Annotated in this window: 11 protein-coding genes; 8 read left to right on the top strand and 3 right to left on the bottom strand. The window is 70.2% G+C overall.

The window, feature by feature from the left end; genetic code table 11:
* Genes QHF85_RS21520 through QHF85_RS21510 form a run of 3 tightly spaced genes read left to right on the top strand, consistent with a single transcriptional unit; the run spans position 1 to position 8,265 of the window.
* Complete coding sequence (locus tag QHF85_RS21520; RefSeq protein WP_281329131.1) at positions 1-2,373, top strand: hypothetical protein; 2,373 nt, start codon at positions 1-3, stop codon at positions 2,371-2,373.
* Positions 2,370-5,753, top strand: coding sequence for a Zn-binding domain-containing protein (locus QHF85_RS21515; RefSeq protein WP_281329130.1), 3,384 nt, complete (start codon positions 2,370-2,372; stop codon positions 5,751-5,753). The genes QHF85_RS21520 and QHF85_RS21515 overlap by 4 nt, the downstream gene beginning before the upstream one ends.
* A 28-nt stretch (positions 5,754-5,781) precedes the next feature.
* Positions 5,782-8,265: a CehA/McbA family metallohydrolase gene (locus QHF85_RS21510; RefSeq protein ID WP_281329129.1), complete on the top strand. Its 2,484-nt coding sequence runs from the start codon at positions 5,782-5,784 to the stop codon at positions 8,263-8,265.
* Positions 8,266-8,275: 10 nt separating this feature from the next.
* Here QHF85_RS21510 and QHF85_RS21505 read toward each other — a convergent pair whose 3' ends face one another.
* On the bottom strand, positions 8,276-8,719 hold the full coding sequence (locus QHF85_RS21505) for a hypothetical protein (RefSeq protein WP_281329128.1): 444 nt from the start codon (positions 8,717-8,719) through the stop codon (positions 8,276-8,278).
* Between the two features lie 144 nt (positions 8,720-8,863).
* On the opposite strand from QHF85_RS21505, the gene QHF85_RS21500 reads away from it, so the two are divergent.
* From QHF85_RS21500 to QHF85_RS21490, 3 genes are all read left to right on the top strand, one after another.
* A complete protein-coding gene (locus tag QHF85_RS21500) occupies positions 8,864-9,637 on the top strand; it encodes an SDR family oxidoreductase (RefSeq protein WP_281329127.1) in 774 nt (257 codons plus the stop codon).
* A 15-nt stretch (positions 9,638-9,652) separates the two neighbouring features.
* Positions 9,653-10,180 carry a hypothetical protein gene (locus QHF85_RS21495; RefSeq protein WP_281329126.1) on the top strand — a complete coding sequence of 176 codons (528 nt, stop codon included), beginning with the start codon at positions 9,653-9,655 and terminating at the stop codon, positions 10,178-10,180.
* A 71-nt stretch (positions 10,181-10,251) separates the two neighbouring features.
* Entirely contained in the window at positions 10,252-10,662 is a 411-nt protein-coding gene (locus QHF85_RS21490) for a CBS domain-containing protein (RefSeq protein ID WP_281329125.1), read from the top strand.
* A 7-nt stretch (positions 10,663-10,669) separates the two neighbouring features.
* On the opposite strand, the gene QHF85_RS21485 is transcribed toward QHF85_RS21490, so the two are convergent.
* Both QHF85_RS21485 and QHF85_RS21480 read right to left on the bottom strand, forming a co-directional pair.
* Positions 10,670-11,821: a hypothetical protein gene (locus tag QHF85_RS21485; RefSeq protein ID WP_281329124.1), complete on the bottom strand. Its 1,152-nt coding sequence runs from the start codon at positions 11,819-11,821 to the stop codon at positions 10,670-10,672.
* 59 nt (positions 11,822-11,880) lie between these two features.
* A complete protein-coding gene (locus QHF85_RS21480; RefSeq protein ID WP_281329123.1) occupies positions 11,881-12,795 on the bottom strand; it encodes a hypothetical protein in 915 nt (304 codons plus the stop codon).
* Positions 12,796-12,904: 109 nt separating this feature from the next.
* On the opposite strand from QHF85_RS21480, the gene QHF85_RS21475 reads away from it, so the two are divergent.
* Complete coding sequence (locus QHF85_RS21475) at positions 12,905-14,509, top strand: L,D-transpeptidase family protein (RefSeq protein ID WP_281329122.1); 1,605 nt, start codon at positions 12,905-12,907, stop codon at positions 14,507-14,509.
* 186 nt (positions 14,510-14,695) lie between these two features.
* Complete coding sequence (locus tag QHF85_RS21470; RefSeq protein WP_281329121.1) at positions 14,696-17,890, top strand: beta-propeller domain-containing protein; 3,195 nt, start codon at positions 14,696-14,698, stop codon at positions 17,888-17,890.
* Positions 17,891-17,936: the final 46 nt, after the last annotated feature.

Raw genomic sequence — 17,936 nt, 5'->3', positions numbered from 1 at the left:
GTGCGCGGAATCGACGATCGAACGAGGCGCCCCACGCTGCTCGTCGGCGTGGGCGCCTTCGGCCGTGACGTCGCGCGCGCGGCCCGCGGCGCCTCGCTCGTCGCGCTCGAAGTCGCCGTCTCGACGGACGGAAAACCCGACGGCGCGACCCTCGATCCGAATGCAAAGGACCCGTATTCGCCGGTCGTGAAGCGCGCCGAGGACACCCTCGCCGCGCTGCTCGACGTCGGCCATTACCTCGGCTCCTCGTCCCCCACGGACCCGCGCGGCCCGCTCTGCGACGTCCTCGTCGTCGCCGACCTCGGCGAACCTTCGGTCGCGCCCCTCGTCGCGCCCCTCGCCGCCGCGCTCGCATTGGGCCTGCGCCGCGCTTTTTCGGCCATCCTCCGCTCCGGCGACGGCGCGCTCGTCGTTTGCCCACTCCTTTATTGCCCTCGCACCGGCGATCGGGCCGTGATGGCGCGGGCCGCCTCCTCCCTCGCCGACCTTTCCCGACGAACCGCGTCCTCGGCCCGCGCGCGCCTCGGCGGCCGCGCGTATCTCGTCGAGGACCAGAGCGGCAAATACCTCCTCTCCCGCGCCGAGATGGTCCGCTCGTTCGCGGCGTTTCTCTCGACGCTTTGCTTGCCGCCCGTGCGTGACGACGATCGCGGCGTTCGTCGCCTCGTCGAGGACGACGGGCCGCCCGGCGCCTTCGCCACCTTCGCCTGCGCGAGCCTCGCCTTCGATCACGCGGCGCTCTCGCGCATCGCCGCCGCGCGCCTCGGCCGCGAGATCCTCGCGCTCCTCCGCGCCCCCGTCGATCCGGCCGCCCTCGACATTGCCTCGCTCTCGGCGACGCTCGTCCCCACGCAAAGCCGCCTCGACACCGAGCTCGGCGAATCCGAGCCGCTCGCCTCCTTGCTCGCCCCGCCGACGATCGACGTCCCCCCGATCGAATGGGACGACGATCCCGAGACGCTCCTCGAACGCAAATTCGGCTCCCTCTTCCGGGCGCGCGCCGAGGCCACGATTGCCGCGTTCCAGGACGAGGTCGAGCGGTTCCGCATGGACAAGCTCGCCGCCGCGCTCGAACAGCGCGGCAAGGTCCGCCTCGAAGGCGGCGAGCGCGCCCTGGAGACGCGCGCCGCCGAGCTCGTCGCCGAGCGCCCCACGGGCCACGCGCGGGCCCTTCTGGTTTTACGGGACGCACGCACCCGGGCCAAGGGGCACCTCGACGATGTCGTCCGTGCGATCGAGGCCCCCGAGCTCTCGCCGCTCCCGACCTCGCCGCTCGCGGAAAAACTGGCGGCCCTGGAGGAAGCCCTCTCGTACCGCCCGCGCCCGCGCCGCATGGTCGTCCTCGGCGCCGCCCTCGGCCTCGTCTCCGCGCTCCTCCTCTCGGGTGTGCTCGCTTCCTCTTATCGCGCCCTGCTCGCGCCATTCCCTCCTTTCTTCGACGCCGTCGCGCCTTTGCCGGACGGCCGCCTCCGCCCCTTCTTCACGCCGCCCGTCCCGCTCCTCGCCGGCGCCGCCCTCTCGGCTTATTCGACGGGTTATCGTCTCTGGAAGCACCGCAAACGCCACCACAACTGGGCCTGCGAGGCCCGGGACGACCTCGCGCAGTCGATCGCGCGCCACATCCGCGAGGACCTCGTCGGCCATTACGAGCGCCGCTTGCATTACGCGCGCCTCCTCTGGGTGCAGCGCGTCCTCGCGCACCTCCTCGGCCGCATCGAGCAGACCATCGCCGCCCTCGAAGCCACGCGCGCCGCCCTCGCCGTCGCCGACCGCGCCTTGCACCGCGAAGAACACGAGGGCGAGCAAAACCTTTTTTCAGGCGGTCTGCTCTCCTCCTCGGTCCTTCACGCGACCATCGTCGGCCGCGACGATCTCGACGCCATTTACGCCGAAATTCGCCCGCCCGAGCCGAGCGCCGCGGCCGAGCGCTGGCTCCGCGAGAGCCTCGCCGAGCGCCCCTGGACCGAGGCCCCGTTCGCCGCGCACGACGACCTCCTCGCCTTTTGCCACGCCGAGCTCGAATCCTTCGAGAAGACCTCGCCCTTCGAGGAAGGCACATCCGCGCTGCACAAGGCCGCCGAATCCTCGGCCAAGAGCTTCCTCCGCCGCCTCTTCCTCAAGCTCTCGCCCGGCCTCGAGCTCGCCCCGAAATACGCGACCGAAGCGCCCGCGCCGCTCCGCCTGCTCTTCGCGCCGCCCGCGGCGCGCAAGCTCGTCGACGCCACGCTCGCCGAAGGTGGATTCGAAGGCGCCTGGGACGTGCGCGCCCTCTCCCCGGATCCCGATTCGATCCTGCTCGTCGTCGCGCGCACGGGCTTGCCGCTCGAAGGGCTCGCCCTCGCGCGCGCCGCGGATTCCCCGGAGGAAACGTGATCGACGCGATCCTCACGCTCCTCGGCGAATGGTCGCGCCTCGCCCAGGCCAAACCCATTCGCACGAGCCTCGGCGGCATGGCCATCGCGCTCGCCATTCTCCTCTACCTCGGCGCGCTCGCGAAGGCCCGCTTCGAGCTTCGCGCCGTCCGCGTCTCCACCGGCCCGCTCTTCGCGCTCGCCGGCCTCGTCGTCCTCGCGCTCTCGCTCGTCGTGGCGATCGTCGACGCCCTGCTCGCGCATTACGACATGCTCCTGATCGAGGAGCGCGCGCTCTTGCTCCTCGCGCCGGGGGAGGGGCGGGAAGCGTACGAAGCATTGCGCCGCATCCTCGCGCTCGCCGCGGGCGGGCGATTCGTGCTCCCCGGCCCGGTGCATTTGCCGCTCGCATTGCTCCTCGGCGCCGTCGTGTACCTCGGCCTCGTTTTCTGGGCGGCGCGCACGATCGAGGAGCTCGGCTCGCTCGAACAGAAGCCCGACGACGTCCTCGCGCGTGAGCGGCTCGAACAGCAAAAAGCCATCGCGAAGGCCCTCGCCGAGGGCCGGCCGCTCCCGGTCAAACCCGTGGAGAGCGCGCCCCTCGCCGACGATCGTTTCGGCCGCGTCTTCAAGCTCCTCGGCCACTGGACGAGCGTCGAATACGTCGAGGCGCGCTTCGTGCGCTGGCAAGGGCCGCTCGTCTTCGCGCTCGCCGGCCTCGCCGCGCTCGCCCTCCCGGCCGCGCTCGCCGGGCATTTCTCGGCGCCGCTCTGGGTCGGCTCCGCGATCGCGCTCGACGGCCTGCGCAGAAACCTCGCGACCCGCACGAAGAGCCCCGACAAACCCGAACCCGAAAAAAAGGAAGAGCCCCCCGCGCCGCGGCCCGAGCTCCGCCCGCTCGTCGAGGCCATTCACGCGGCCCAGGGCCCCTTGCTCCTCCCCCCCGAGACGCCCGGCGTCGAGCCCGCGCGCATCTCGCCCGGGACCGATTTACGCGCCAAACGTCTGCTCGACGATCTCTCACGCGAGCTCGGCGCCAAAAAGGGACTTTACGTCCACCAGGGCCTCGCCTGCGACGCCTTCGAGGAACGGAAAAACATCCTCCTCTGCACGCCGCCGCTCTCGGGGAAAACCACGACCCTCGATCTGCTCCTGTTTTACGCGCTCCTCGTCGAGGCCGAGAACGTCCTCTGGCTCGCGCCCTCCGCCGCCGCCGCGCGCGTGGCCGAGCGTCGTGTCCTCGGCCGCGCCGAGGCCCTGCGCTGGAAATGGAACGTCCACGCCGCGAACATCGCATCCGGCGCGGGCGCGGCCGATCCGACGCACGCGTCGCCGTCGCTCGTCTTCGCCGACCCCGAGGGCGTGCACCGCGAGCTCTGCGGCCGGCAAAACGAATGGTCCGGCTTCCTTGGGGGCCTCGGCCTCGTCGTCCTGCCGGACCTCGAAGAATGGCACGGCGCCCCCGGCGCGCACCTCGCCCTGCTCCTGCGCCGCCTGCGCCGCGCCTCCTCGCGCGTCTCGGCCCGCGCCGTCGAACATGGCGAGCGCATTCGATTCCTTTGCACCGCCGATCCATCGTTTCGCGACCTCGGCCAGCTCGGCGAGCGCCTCGTCGGCCGGCCCATGCTCGTGCTCGGCCCCGAGGTCGACGGCGCCCCGCGTCCGCCGATCGTCTCGTATTTCCTCCCCCCGCGCCCGCGCGCGCAGGCCGACGTCCACCCCGCCGTGCGCGCGCTCGGCGAATCGCTCGCGCAAGGTTTTTCCGCGGAGCTCTTCGGATACGACGACGTCCTTTCGCGGGCCGACGTCGCGCGGGCGAACGAATGGACCCTCGGGCGCGACGTCGCGACGCGCGGCCGCGCCTTCGCCGAGGAGCGCCACGAGCTCTCGCGCGCTCTCTCCGAGGCCGAGGTCGTCGTTGCCCGCGTCCGCGCCGCGACGTACGGAAAAAGCCCGATCCTCGCCGCCCACATCGGCTTCCGCGCCGCCACGGTCCCCGAGGCGCGCGTCGCCGCCCTCGGCGCGGGCGAGCGCGTCGGCAAGGCCATCGCGCCCCCGAAGCCCGAGCCCAAGGAGGTTTCGCCGGCAGAGCCGGAAACCCCGCAATCGCCTGGCGAGCTGCAAGCCGAGGCCATCGCGCAGACGGACCTCGAACGGAAGGTCCTCGTCCTCTGGCAGCCCGATCCCGACCCGTTCTCGGCGCTCCTCGCGGCCGAGCGCCCGCATTTTCGCCACCCCGACCTCGATCTCGGCTGCGCGCTCGTCGTCGATCCGCTCGCCGATGCCATTCAGCGATCCCACCTCCGGGCCGCGCTCGTCGAGGCCTCGTGGAGCGAGGACGAGCTCGCCGCGGATTTTTCGCGACCCGTCGTGCAGAATGAGCTTTCGCCCGCGGAAGGCAATTCCACGGAGGCCACGCGCCTCGCGCGGACCGTGCACAGCGTCCTCGATCCGGAGTCCGGCGAGCGCCGCGAGGTCGTCCGGATCTCCGCGGCGGGCGAGGCGCACCCGACGCTTTGCTTCGACGTCGCGGCCGAGCCTGCGCGGCTCGTGGATCGCCACACGGGCGAGGTCCTCTACGGCGTCGAGCGCGCGCGCATGCTCTCGGCCGCGTATCCCGGCCGTATCTTCGTCTTCCGCGGCGGCCGGTACGTGGTCAAACCCGCCTCCGAGCAGGACGGCCTCGCCGCCGGCCGTGTCGCGTGCGAGCGCGAGGAGCGCTTGCTCGTCACGAGCCCCATTCGTGAAGTCAATGTCACGCCGATCGAGCGTCGCAAGGAAGCCTCGCCCACGGAGAGCCGGGAAGGGGAGCGCGCCGAACGCCGCGCCGAGCCGCTCCGATCGCTCGGCGGCGCGCAGTTCGTCTTCGAGCGCAGGCTCGTCGACGTCGAGGAGCGAAGCCTGGGCCTCCGCCGCCACGGCCCCGACGGCAAACCACGCGACGTGACCCTTTATGCCGAGCCGCTCGTGCATCGTTATGCCACGAAGGCCACGGTCCTCGCTTTGCCCGAGGCCTCGTTCGGCGCGATCGGCGAAAGCACGCTCCACGCGCTCGTGCACCTCTTCCGCGTCACCTTGCCGGCATTCGTGTGGTGCCGCGAGGAGGACCTGCTCATCGTGCGCGTCGCGCGCTTCGGCGCCGCCGAGACGCCCGCGATCGCGTTCGTCGACGCCCACCCGGGCGGCGTGGGTTTTTCCGAGGCGGTGACGCTCGACGTTTTGCGCGTGGTCGCGGGGTTTTCCCTGGCGATCGTCGAGCGATGCCCGGCGCGTTGCGCCGCGGCCGAGGGGTGCCCCTCGTGCTTGCAGATCCCGCAATGCCACGCGGCCCCGGGCGAGGAGACCAAGCTCGACAAGCGGGGGGTGCGGGAGCTCCTCGGAAAGATCCTCGGCCGTGGCTAGCGCCTTTCGGTTATCCTCGCGCCCCTCGATGCGTTTCTCCTCCCCGTTCGCCCTCGCGCTCACCGCGCTCGCCGCCTCCTGCGCCGCCGCGCCCACCGGCCCCACGGGCGCTTCCGCCTCGGATCCCCCCGAGGAGCCGCCCGCGCCCGTCGTCCCGCGTGAGGTCCCCGTCGATCCTCCGGCCGGCGCCCTCGGCACCGCCGCGCCCGTCGCGTCGCGCGAAAACGTCCCGCTCAAAGGCTTGCGGGTCGACGCCCGCACCGGGGATTTCGTTCTTTCGCACGCGGGCCGCGTCGCCGTCGTCTCCGCGCGCGGCCACCTCGTCGATTATGGCCCCGAGGGCGGCGCGGATGGAATGGTCTCTCTGCAATCCGTCCTCCAGATTGGCCTCGGCGTCGCGGCCACCGACGTCGTCCGCGTGGAGCTCGTCGGCGAAAAGAAAAACGTGGTCCGCGTCGATCGCGCCGTGCGTGGACAGCCCCTCTCGCACGTGAGCTTTTATTTCTTCGGCCCGGGCGATGCGCTCTGGATCGAGAGCGTCGCCGTCGCCTCGCCCGAGATCGAGCCGGTCGATCCGGGCCCTCCCGGCGCCGCCAAGCGCCTCCCCGCGCTCGCCGTCACCCTCGGCGAGAACATTCATTGGGGCAACGTGCCCACCTGGGTCGAGGGCGCCGGCCCCGTCACGAGCGCCTTGCAGCTCCGGACCGAGTTCGTCGCCCGCCAGAGCCTCGGCACCGCGTACGCATTGTGCTCCGCGGAGGGCCCGCTCTTCGCCCGCTTCGGCTCGCCCGAATATGGGTTTTTCGAGGCCGCCCTCACCGGCGAACGCGTCGTCCCCGTCGTCCACGCCGGCGCCTCCGAGCGACGCCGCATCGCCGTCACCCTGAGCGACCGCTCCTCCGGCGACGCCGCGCTCGCCTTGCCCTGCCGCGCCCCCGCCGCCCGCCGCCGCATCTCGCTCCCCGCGCTCCCCGTTCGCGGCGCCCGCGTCGAGCTCGCCCGCTGTGACGGCGCCGGGCGCCGCCGCATCTATGCCGAGCTCGGCGCCGAGGAGCGCGTGTTTGGCAAGACAGACCGCGCGATCGACCTGCCCGAGGGCTGCTTCGACGCTCGCCTCGTCGCGCCGGGCCACGCGCCGGGCCCCTGGATCCGCGTCGAATCCCTCGCCGCCGAGGTTCTTCGCGCCAAACCGACCGCCGGGCGCCTGCGTGTCGCCGCGACCGAGGGCGGAAAGCCCATCCCCGCGCGGCTCCTCGTGCGTGGCAAGGACGGCACGCCCGATCCCGACTGGGGCGACGAGCCCCTCGCCGGCGCGGCCCTCAACGTCGTCTACCTCGACCGGAGCGAGCGCGAGCTTTTCCTCCCGCCCGGCAAATACCACGTCGCCCTCACGCGCGGCTTCTCGTACTCGGCCCACGAGGAAGACATCGAGGTGGCCGCGGGCCGCGACGTCTCCGTCCGCGCGAAGCTCGAGCGTGTCGTCGACACGAAAGGGTTCGTCTCGGCCGATCTGCACCTCCACGCCGAGCCTTCCCCCGACGCCCCCGCGCCGCTCGCCGAGCGCGTGCGCAGCCTCGTCTCCGTGGGCGTCGACGTCGCGGTGGCCACCGATCACAACGCCGTCACCGATTACGGCCCCACGATCCGCGAAATGGGCCTCGCCTCCGATCTCGTGAGCATCGTCGGCGACGAGGTCACTTCGCCCGCCTGGGGCCATTTCAACGTCTTCCCCATGCTCCCCGCGTCCCCGCCGCTCCCCTGGATCGGCGTCCTGCCGGCCGAAATCTTCGCCGCTGCGCGCGCACAAAAACCTTATGGCACCAGCACGATCCTCCAGGTGAACCACCCGCGCTGGGGCGGCATCGGATACTTCGAGCTCCTCCGCCTCGACACGGACGACCTCAAGGGCTGGCTCGACCGTTCCCCGATCGCCGACATGGGCTTCGATCTGCTCGAGGTCTACAACGGTGACCATTCCCGTTACATCGCCGGCGTGGAGCCGGTCTTACGCGACTGGTATGCGCTGCTCGACGCCGGATTCCGCGTCGTCGGCACGGGCAACTCCGACTCGCACAAGCTCGTCTACCACGAGGCGGGTTTGCCCCGGAACATGGTGTTCGTCGGGAACGACGGAAAACGCCCGGTCGCGGAGGCGGCCTTCGTGGACGCGCTGCGGAAGGGAAACGTCAGCGTCTCGGGAGGGCCCTTCGTCCGGATCGAGGTTTCGGGCAAAGGAATGGGCGAGACGATCGCGCCGGGCGAGGCCGAGGTCGTCGTGCGCGTCGACGCGCCGCCGTGGATCGAGATCGATCGGATCGAGCTCGTCAAGCGCGGAAAAACCTTGCGGACCTTCCCGATCACCGGCCGCAAGGGCCCCATCGAGCAGCGCAGCCGCGAGACGTTCGAGAAGGGCGACTGGATCCTCGCCATCGCCCGCGGGAGCAAGCCCATGGACGCCTACGTGCCCGGCGTCCCGCCGCTCTCCTTCACGAACCCGGTCTTCGTGCGTTGAGGAAAAACCTTCAACGCGCGGGCGCGCTCGGACAGGCGAGGGCCGCCTTCGCGTGCCGCGCGTAACGCTCCTCCACGGCGCGCTTCACGATGGGTTCGTCGACGAACGGCAGCTCGCCGTCCTTGCGCCATCCTTCGAGCGCCCGCGCCGTGGCCGCCTGGCAGGGCACCTCTTGCCGGATCGCCCGGCAGATCAGCGCCTCGAGGCTCCTCGCGTCGCGCACCGTGCAGGCCTTCGCGTCCTCGCAGTCCTTCGCCGCGTCCTCGCCGCAGGGCCGGCAGTTGAAGGCGTCGAGGTGCTCCTTGGAGGTCAAAGGACATGCGGAGAGGTCCTCGCAGGCCTCCGTGGTGCAGGCGGGCAGCTCGGCCACGGCCGGCGTCTTCGGCGTCTCGACCTGGGTGCTCGCGCCGCCGCCCCCGCACGAGGCGGCGAGCCCCGCGAAAGTCAAGACCATGACGCACCACGCTCCCATCCGACCGAATGCTCGTTTGCCGCCGCGCTGCATCACTGCGAGGCTATCGCAGGGCCGGGCTCGAAGGGAAGGGGAAGGCTCGGCTCGTGCTTGTCGTCGGGCCGCATTCGTTTTATGCGGACTTCCGTGGACCTGGAACTACAGGGCTCGGTCGTCTTCGTGACCGGCGCCTCCGGCGGCATCGGCAACGAGATATGCCGCGCGTTCCTCGAGGAGGGCGCCTCCGTCGTCGCCTTCTCGCGCCGCGGGATGCCCGAAGGAGACCGCGCCCGCGCCGTCTCGCTCGTGGGCGACGTGCGTGATCCCGCCGCCGTGGACCAGGCCATGCGCGAGGCCGAAGCGACGTTCGGCCGGGTCGACGTCTGCGTCGCGTGCGCCGGTATCTGGCCGCCCGACGCGACCCCGCTCCACGAGATGGATCCGGCCCGCGCCCGCGACGTGGTCGAGACGAACCTGCTCGGCGCGCTGTGGACCGCGCGCGCGTTTCTCGCCGCGCTCGCGCGAAAAGGCCCGCGCGCGGACGAACGTGGCGCGAGCCTCGTCCTCGTCGGCTCCACGGCCGGCCGCTTCGGCGAGCGCGGGCACAGCGAGTATGCGGTCAGCAAGGCCGGGCTCCGGGGCCTTTTGCTCTCGCTCAAGAACGAGATCGTGGCGCTCGATCCGCGCGGCCGCGTGAACCTGGTCGAGCCGGGCTGGACCGTGACGCCGATGGTCGAGGCGTGCCTCGCAGAGCACGGCGCGCTCGAGTCCACGCTGCGCACGATGCCGCTCCGAAAGCTTGCGACCCCAACGGACGTCGCGCGGTCGGTCCTGTTTCTGGCCTCTCCCGCGATGTCGGGGCACCTCTCGGGCGAGGCGCTCCTCGTCGCCGGTGGAATGGAGGGGCGCGTGCTCTGGTGAGCCCGGCGCGTGCCCATGCAGGACTTCGTTCAGACCTTCCGCGACCGGTTCGGCATCCTCCCGCCGGAGGGCATGCTCCCGAAGCATCCGCTGCTGCCCTTCGACGGCGCGGCGATGCTCGTCGGCTCCGAGATCGCGCACGCGCACGGGGTCGCCCTCGCGCAGGCCGAGATCGGCCCGTTTCTCCGGACCGCCCCCGAGGGATATTTGCTCGTCGGCTTCTGGGGGCACGGCGTGCAGAGCCACGCATTTTATTACGTCCGCGTCGACGCCCAGAGCCGCGTCTATTTCCGCCTCCCGCACGGCGGCGTGTACATGGACAACGAGCGGGCGGCGCAGCGCATTCGGGCCTTTCTGACCCGGTATTTCGCGATCGAGCCCGTCCTTCGCGCCCGGACGATCTCGTTCGTCGCGGTCGACGCCATGGGCGAGGCGCGATACCGGCTCGTCGGCAAGGACGGAACGACCGTCGAGCTCGATCGCAGCCTGCTCGTCGACGCCTCGTTCGAGGAGCGATTCGCGCCCGTCCTGCCTCCCCTCTGACGGACATGACGTCACGTGACACGCTGCTCCCCGCTTGCGGAGCGCGTCGCGTCGCGGTACCGCGTTGGCGCATGGGAACGCGCCGCATCGTCAGCAACTACATGACCCGGAGCCCGCTCACCGTCCCGCGCACGACCACCATGGCCCGCGCGATGAAGCTGCTCGACGAGCACGGCTTCCGGCACCTGCCCATCGTCGACGAGGCCGGCAAGCTCATCGGCCTGCTCTCGGAGCGCGAGCTCAAGATCGTGGAGAACATGCGCGTCGTCGACGCGGGCATGGCTTGCGTCGAGGACTTCATCCTCGGCCCGCCCTACAGCGTCTCGCCCGAGTGTCCGCTCGCCGAGGTCACGCGCACCATGGCCGAGAAGAAATACGGCTCGGCCGTCGTCGTCGACGGCGACACGGTCGTCGGTCTTTTCACGACCGTGGACGCGCTCCGAGCCCTCACCACGATGCTCGACGAGGTCGAGGGCGGCTGAGCCGCGCTCATTGCACCACGCCGGGCAAGGTGCCCGGTCCGTACCGCGCGACGACGCCCTTGCGCCGCGCCCCTGCGGCTTTGGGCGCATAAAAATCACCCCCGACGGCCCAGAACGAGCCTGCCCCGTCGGACCACGCCGCGTGCAGATCGTCATAGGGTTCGAGGACGAACTCGTCGATCCACGCCCCGTCGACGAGCCTCTGCTTTTGCCCTCCGTCGCCCACGAGGAGCGCCGATCCCGAGGGGCCACAGGCGACGCCGTTGACGAGGTTCGTCAACGAAACGTTCACTTCGGAAAAACCGTCTCCGGCCGAGCGGAGCACGACGGCGCCGCCGACGGCGTACACCTCCTGCGCCCCGCACCCGGACACGGTGAAGAGCTTTCCCTGCGTGGGCGCGGGCTCGACGAGCGACCACGCCGCGCCTTTCTTGCGCCAGATCGTCCCTTTCTCGCCCACGGCATACAGATCGTCGGGCGCGCTGCCCCAGACCTTGTAAAGCGTGCGGCCAAGGGGGGCGCCGGGCAGCGGCTCGGGCTTCCAGGTCGCGCCGTCCCAGCGGAGGACGATGTCGTTTGGCGCGCCAATCCCACCGCCGGGCGTGCCGCCCACGGCGAAGGCCTCGGTCTTCGAGAACGCCATGACGCCCCAGAGCGTCGCGTCCACGCCGGACGCGTGCTCGGTGAACGACGCGCCGTCCCAGTGCGTGATGCGCCCTTTTTCCCCGACGAACCACACGTCGTCGGGGCCCGTGCCGTGCACCCACCAGTACGTCTCGGCGCCACCCGGGGCGAGGCGCTTCCACGTGGCGCCGTCGAAGTGCACCACGAGCGTCTCGAATCCCTCGTTTCCGAGCGGCCCGCCGACGGCGAACACGTGCGAGGGGCTCGCGCCCCAGATCGAGAGCACCGCGCCGTCGAGGTCCTGCGCGTCGAGCACGGTTTGCCAAGCCGAGGGGCCTGGATCGCCGCCGCCCGCCCCGCCGCCGCTGCCGCCCGCGCCCCCGCTCCCCGCGTCACCACCATGGCCGCCCGTGCCGCTGCTTTGCTGGGATCCGCTCGACGCAGCGCCGCCGCTGCCGGAGCCCTCGGACGGGCCGCAGGCGGGCAGGACGAACAGCGTGACGAGGGCCAGGGGCAGGGCGAGGGCGCGAGGCATGGGGAGCCATCGTGCCTCATCGATGTCGCGAGCGTAAAGGGTCGCCCCCGCGCAGATGCTCAGGGCTCCGCGAAGACCTCGTCGAGCATCGTCGCGGAGAGCAGGCGCAGGATCCATGCGTCGAGCGAGGCGCGTGGAGCCCCGGCGATCCGCGCCTCCGTGTTCGCCGGGATCTCGCCGAAGCGGGCCCGGAGCAGGGTGCGGAGCGCCTCGCGACGGCCTTCTTCGCGGCCGACTTCACGGCCTTCCTCGCGACCTTCTTCGCGACCTTCTTCGCGGCCTTCCTCGCGGCCCGCTTCACGCGCGCCTTCCTTCAGCTTTTCGAGCTCCGCGTTTCCTTTTCGTTCGAGCGCGCGCACCACCTCGTGCTCCGCGTTCTGCACGTCGAGGAGCGCGCGCACCGCAATGGGGCGGACGAAGCACGGATCTTCGAGCATGCCGTCCAGGAGGAGCGGCACGAACGCGCGCTTCTCCGTCGACCACTCGCAGACCTCGCGGCGCTTGACGAAGATCGCGAACACCCGACGAACGCCGCGCTCCGCGAGCTCCTCGGCCTTCTCGAGCACGTCGCGCACGCGCTGCTCGTTCACGATCTCGAACGAGATCTCCTCCAGGAAACGCCGCCCGGTGGCCGGATCCTGCCCCTCCCGCCGGATCGACAGGTCGGTCGCGAAGTTCGAGCCCTCGGACACGCGCGTGAGCAGCTCCGTCGAGGGCCGGTAGCCCGGTCGGACGTGCGGGAGGATCAAGAAGTCCAGGCTCGTCTGCAGGTCCGCGTGGGGCTCGAGCGCCGGCTGCGCGACGACCTTGCGGCCGCGGATCATCTCGTCCCGCGTCGTCTCGGGCACGACGATGTGCTCGTCGACCGGCGGAAAACGTCCCGGGCGGGAGCCTGACGGTGGGAACGACAGCGCTGCGCCGCCGCCACGAGGCGGCGCGAGGAGGACCGTCGAGCGATCAGGCTTCGGATCCATGCCCTTCAACCTAGCAGACCCGACCCCTCTCCGGGAGCCCAAAAATGCCAGTTCCCCCCTCCGCGGGCAAACCCCGCGCGTTCCGTGAGGATCGGCTATAGTCCCCGCCGTGGACGCGCGCCGAACGCCCCCGAACGAGGTGCCGCGAGCGCGCTCGGTCGCGCTCGCCCTGGCGTTCTCCGCGTTCGTCGGGTGCGGCGCGCCCGACGAGCCGCCGGGCCGCTCCGTCGAGGGGCCCGATCCGGCCGTGCCCGCGGCTTCGCTCGCCTCGGGCGGCGCGCTCCCGCTCCCGCCCGAGCCCTCGGCCGCGAGCGAGCCCGAGCCCGAGGGGCCCGCGCCCGCGGACCTCGAGCCGGGCCAGGGCCACGAGCTCGCCAGCATCGCGATGCGCAACTTCGTGTACATCGCGCCCGATTACCAGTCCACGCGGCTCGGCTATTTGCGCGCCGGCGCCCTCGTCCCGCGGGCCGCCGAGCCCGCCGGCTTCAAGCGCTGCAAGGGCGGCTTTTATCGGATCCACCCGCGCGGATACGTCTGCGTGGGCACGGGAGCGACGCTCGACGTCGCGCATCCGGTCGCCCTCGCGGCCGTCCGCGGCCCGCGCCGGGGCGAGCCTTTCCCGTACGATTACGTCGTCTCGCGCAGCCCCCCGCCGCACCTCTACGTCCACCTCCCCACGCCCGAGGAGCAACGGACCGTCGAGGGCCGCCCCCTCGGCGCCCGGGGCATGAATGCCTGGATCGTGCAGGAGATTGGCAGGACGATCGGCGACGCCGATCCGATCTCGCCCTTCCTCGAATCCGGCCGCGATTTGCCGAAGCCTGCGGGTGCCGAGGAGAAGGTCCGGTTTCCCGCGCACCGCGGCCGCGCCAAGGCGCGATCGGCCTTCGGGCTGATGGCCTCCTTCGACTGGACGGGCCGCCGCTTCGGCCTCACGACCGAGCTCGATCTCGTGCCGATCGATCGCACGCGGCCCGCGCACCTCTCGGAGCTGCGTGGCGTCGTCTTCAAGGCCCCGGGCGTGCCGGCGTTCGTCATGCACCAGGGCCTCCGCGCGCTCCGGTCCGACGACGAGGGAAAGCTTCGGCCCGCGGAGTACGTCCCTTTCCGGAGCGGCTGGGTGCTCACGGGGCGCGCGTCGAGCGGCGGCGAGCACCGCGTGGAGGGCAAACCGGGCGAGGCGCTCGCGGCCTACCTGGAGACCACCGAGGGCGTGTGGCTCGCGTCGAGCAGCCTGCGGATCGGCCGGCTCGGGCAGGATCTCTGGGGGCACGCGAAGCGCGGCAAGCGCTGGATCGACATCTCGATCGAGCTGCAGATGCTCGTCGCCTACGAGGGAAATTCGCCCGTGTTCGCCACGCTCGTCTCCACGGGCAGGGGCGGGCTCTCGGACCCGGAGACCACGGGCGCCACGGTCCAGGGCACGTTTTTCGTGCAATCGAAGCACGTCACGGCGACGATGGACGGAGATCCGGCGAGCGAGGCCGCCTTCGAGCTCCACGACGTGCCTTACGTCCAGTACTTCCACCAGAACTACGCGATTCACGGCGCCTACTGGCACGACGAATTCGGCAAGGCGCGCAGCAATGGCTGCGTGAACGTCTCGCCCGCGGACGCGGCCTGGCTCTTCGAATTCACCGATCCGCCCGTCCCTGCCGCCTGGCACGGCGCGATGACCCCCGCCGGCGGCACGCTCGTGTACGTCCACCCCTGAACGCCCGTGCCTTCTGGAGAGCACGATTGGTACGCGTGCCTCCTGCTTGACCCTTCTTGCCAGCATGGGTTAGATCTTCGAGATTTCGTGGCTCGTTCCGGGATCACTGAAAGGACGAAGGTCATGCGGGCTCTCCGGGCCGGTTATTCCCTGTCGCGTGCCGGGCTTTGTGGCTCCCTCCTCGTGATGTTGTGCGCCGGTTGCGGCTCCGACCCGACCGGCGGGCCGCTCGGCGGAGGCAGCGGGATCAACCTCGATCCCGTGCTCCCGGACGTCCCCGACGGGCCGCGGGATATCGGGCCGCTCCCGCCCCTGCCGCACGGCCCCAACGTGCGCCCCGAGCCGCCGCCGATGCCGGCGCAAGGCGCCACCTCGTTCCTCTCCGCCGACGAACCCTGGCTCCAGTGGGGCGAAGAAGAGGAAGAGGAGGAAGAGGAAGAAGAGGAGGAGGAAGAGCGCGAGCTCGAGGAGGGCGATATCTATCGTGTCCTCGGCGACGGCACGCTCCTCAACCTGAACCTCTATCGGGGCCTGCAGGTCATCGACATCGGCGACCTCTCGAATACGGAGATCATCGGCCGTTTGCCCATTCAGGGCACGCCCGTCGAGATGTACGTCGACGGCGATCGCGCCATCATCCTCTTGAACGAGTGGTCCGGCTACGAAGGGCACCCCGAGAAGCTCGTCGTGAAGAACCGAACGGGCGGGACGATCCTGCTCGTCGACGTCGCCGATCGGCAACACCCGAAGCTACTCTCGCAGCGATACATCCCGGGCTACATCCAGACGAGCCGTTATGCGAACGGCGCGAGCAAGGACTCGCTGTACGTCGCCGCGAGCCTGTGGGAGTACAAGAAGGTCGACAACGCCTGGGATTACGTGCTCACGAGCACCGTGAAGAGCTTCGACGTCGCCCCCACGAAGCTCATCTCGAAATCGGAGATCACGCTCGGCGGCGACGTGACGGACGTGCACGCCGAGGGCGACGTCCTGCTCGTGGCCCGCGGCAGCTCCGCCTGGGAGAACCAGAGCAGCAACGTCGCGGTCGTCGACATCTCGAACATCGACGGCGCGATGACCTTGCGGGACGAGGTCACGGTCCCGGGCTTCGTGCGCTCGCAATTCCACATGGATCTGCGCGGCGACGTCCTGCGCGTCTTCTCCGGGCCGCGGTGGGGCGTCGGCCAGCAGAGCCACCTCACGACGTTCGATACCTCGAACCTCGACGCGCTCGTCCCCATCGATCACGCCGCCTTCGGGACGGATCAGGCGATGTTCGGCGCGATCTTCCTCGACGATCGGGCGTTTGCCGTGACATACCGGCAGACGGATCCGTTCCACGCCTTCTCGGTCGGAGCGGACGGCGACGTCGAGGAGAAGAGCGAGTTCATCGTCTCCGGGTGGAACGATTTCTTCCGGCCGGCTTTCTCCGCGTCGCGCCTCATCGGCATCGGGGTGAATGACGAGAATGGCTCGCGCAAGCTTGCGGTGAGCCTCTACGACATCACGAACCTTCAGAACCCGAACCCGCTCGTGACGCGGGCCGAGGTCGGCGGGCAGGGCGGCGGATGGAATTGGTCCGAGGCAAACTGGGATCACCGCGCGTTCACCGTGTCGGATAGCGCGGTGAACGTGCTCTCGCCGAGCGGCGAGACGGAGACGGGCCTCGTTCTCCTGCCCTTCTACGGCCACCAGTACGGGCCGAACGGGTGGGAGGCGAAATCGGCGGTCCAGATCTTTACGTTCTCGGACCACACGGTGACGAAGCGCGGGGTCATGTTGCATTCGGATCCCGTGCGCCGCGCCTTCCGCCTGCCGAACCAGAATGGCGCGAACCTGTCCGAGCGGGAGCTGCGCGTCTACGACCAGACGAACCCGGACAACCCCGTCGAGCTCGATCAGCTCGAGCTCGCGCCGGAGTACAGCGCGGTCCATCCGATCGGCGATTCCCACCTCGCGCGGGTGAAGGAGCCGAATTACTTTTACTGGTGGTGGAATTCGAATGCCCCGAAGACCGTGGAGATCGTCCCGAGGGGTGAGGACGCCGAGCTCGCCGCGCCCGTCGCGAGCATCGAGGTGCCTCAGGATGCGTCGATCTTCCAGATCGGCGAGGACAAACTCGTCACGGTGCAGTCGGTCCCGAACGGCTGGCCGAACTACACGACCACCGTGCACGTCCACGATCTCTCCGACCCCACGAATCCCGTGGAGGTCGGCTCGCTCGTCACGACCGAGCTGCCCGGGGTGTCGACCTTCTACCAGGGCTATGCCTACAGTTCGTCCGTCCACGCGATCGGCGATTCGCTCGTCTTCACCCGCAGAGAGTTCGTGGATCACGACCCGGTCGACGTGAACCAGTGCTCGGAGTACGTGTTCTCGAACGCTAGCTGCTACGGTGAAGAGGGCTGCACGTATTACGCGGGCCAGCGCGACTGTTACGAGATCAATGGCAACCCCGCGTATTGCGTCGGCGGGATTGCCTCCTGCACGGACCACTTGAACGCCGAGCCGACGTGCATGCCGATCGCGGAGGGTGAGGTCACGGTCTCCGGTTATTGCTACAGTACCGTCCATTACCCCACGACCTGGCAATACTCGTTCCGGGCGCTCGACCTCTCGGATCCCACGGATCCGAAGATCGGCGCCGCCGTCCAGACGCCCGTCGAGGAGGACGTGGTTCGTTTGCTCGAGGACGGCGATTCGCTCTACGTCTCCGTCAAGAAGCCCGTCGAGGTGCCGCTCGATCCTCGGCCTTACGCGCAATACTTCGTTCGTCGCGTCGATTTCGCGAACCCCGCGTCGCCCGTGATCGACGTGGCGATCAACGTCCCGGGCGAGGTCGTCGCCAAGCAGGGCTCGGTCCTCTTCACGCTGGACGAGGTGTGGGGCGAGCAGTTCGTGGATTCGGGGCTCGCCAAGCTCGAGCTCTCGGGCGACCTCGCGTCTTTGCAGAACTACACGTATCTGCCGTTCCGCCGGGTGCAGTCCATCGGCGTGGAGCAGGGCGGCCTGCCCGTGGCCGTGCAGGGGCTGCAATGGCAGCCGCGTGGGGCCACGTACGCGAGCCTCTTCCCCTCGTTCTCCGTCTTTGCGCCGCGTCCGGACGGTGACGATTTCGTCGCGCTCTCGAGCACGTACCTGCCGGCCCACCTGTGGCTGCAGCACGTCGAGCGCCATCGCGCGTTCCTCGCGACGTGGGACGGTGTCCTGATGGTGAACCTCGACGCGCCGGAGACGCCGCTCGCCCAGGCCTACTTCAAGTCCTGGTATTATGGACCGAGCGCTATTCGGATCATCGACGACGAGGTCTACCTCCCCGCGGGGCCGACCGGCATCCAGCAGCTCGGGATCGGCGAGTCGAACCTGCTGCAATCGCCCTGATACACGTTCGAGAAAGGGATCGCCGGGAGATCCGGCGGTCCCTTTC

The sequence above is a fragment of the Polyangium sp. 6x1 genome (assembly GCF_029946515.1).
Classification (GTDB): domain Bacteria; phylum Myxococcota_A; class Polyangia; order Polyangiales; family Polyangiaceae; genus Polyangium.
The sequence above is the reverse complement of the archived record's forward strand: the minus strand, read 5'-3'. Positions and strand labels throughout refer to the sequence as shown.